General features: G+C 53.5%; 2 protein-coding genes. Both read right to left on the reverse strand.

The window, feature by feature from the left end; all coding sequences use genetic code 11:
- Nucleotides 1-1,032: hypothetical protein (locus D6694_07525; GenBank protein RMH42909.1), on the reverse strand; the 1,032-nt coding region annotated here is incomplete at its 3' end.
- 104 nt (nt 1,033-1,136) lie between these two features.
- The coding region (locus D6694_07530; GenBank protein ID RMH42910.1) for a hypothetical protein at nt 1,137-1,542 on the reverse strand (406 nt) is incomplete at its 5' end.

A 1,542-nucleotide genomic window follows, 5' to 3' on the forward strand; every position in this document is an offset into this window, starting at 1 on the left:
CAATCTATCGAGATACCCCAATTTCTCGAATGCAATCCTGCTGACGACCACCTGAATGATCAGTGGAACACCCCCTGTCTTTTCCAGCAGTCGCCGCATTTGCTTCTTGTCTTCCAGAATATTTCGCACGTTCGCAAGTCTAGGATTCAGAGACACGAAACGATCGACGTGCCAGGAAACGAATTGCCTGGCAATCGCCACATCATTGCGTGCGAGCGGATTTAGATTGACGACCACGGCATTGGATGCGGTGATATCGGCCTTTCTGGTAGTGACCAGGGCGCGCACATCACGTCCGAGCAACGATTGAATGCTTTCGAAAAGTGCATTGCGCTCCCGTCGTTTTCCTTCATCGTTCCCGAAGTCATCCAGATTGTCCAGGACGATGAGTGCTCGCTGACCTGCCAGCCGCGCTTTCAAATCGGAAACGATGGCGCGCCATCCCACGCTTTCGGGATAGTTGGTCAAGCCGGTTTGCGCAGCCAGTCGTCTGTAGAAGGAATCCAGATCATCGAACCCGGGTCGAACGCCACGGGGCCGACCGGTGATCAAGTCGATTTCCGTTCTTTTGGCACTATCCCCCAGGATCAGGTCGATCGCATTTTGCGAATAGAGACAGCGCACGATCTTCGCTGCCAATGTCGTCTTGCCCATGCCACCGCCAGCGGCGATTGTCACAAGTCGAAATCCGGCAGGGTCGTTCAACGTTCCATAAAGCCATTCCAGGGGATGTGCCTCACCTGCAACCGGACAATGGATTTGTCCTGGCATGTCCAGATAGATGTTCGGAGATTCGAGCAAACTGGCGAAATAGCCCCCGAAAGTGACCGAAAAATACAGGCGCTCTTTCATCAAGTCCAATCCATCATCACCGCAAGTAGAAGGATAGGCAAGGCCTCGTACCGTTTCGGGTGGTAACTCGCCTTTCGTTCTCTTCGTAAGCGCCCGTTCCGTGAAGAAGGTCGCAATTTTACCAAGAACTTCACTGGCAATCTTTACCACAACTTCCATCAAGAAATCGAGCCATCCCATGTCGTCCGCTTCCTTTCGCCCATCTCATCACTCGCGGTAACAAAAGAGCAACCCTTCCCGGATGATCGAACCGCAAATCATCCACACATCCAATGGCAAAGGAATCATCCCAATATACGATTGATATAATCTCTCTCCATCCACAACAGCGGGTACTGGCTTTCCAGTTGCTGCTTCGTGCGGCCATTGGCGTCAGGGATGTCCTTGATCCGTGTCGTAGTCAGGATGTAGCCGTCCAGTTCGATTTGGGCTTGCCGGAAGTCCCGCTGTTGGCTCAAGGTTTTCAGGGCTTCCAGAGCAGCAAATTTGTCGGCGTTGCCGTTCAGCCCTTCGTGGTGCAGGCCGTGCGGTTCCAGGAAGACCACCCGGGTCCAGCCATCGGACTTGACGCGCCAGAGTACGAAATCCGGATAGAAGCCAACCCGATGGAACAGCCCGATGCCGCTCAACGGCAGGTTGCGCAAAAGGTAGATTTCATCCTGTTCGTAAGGCGGCTGGTTGTGGTTTTGC

It is taken from the genome of Gammaproteobacteria bacterium, assembly GCA_003696665.1.
GTDB lineage: Bacteria > Pseudomonadota > Gammaproteobacteria > Enterobacterales.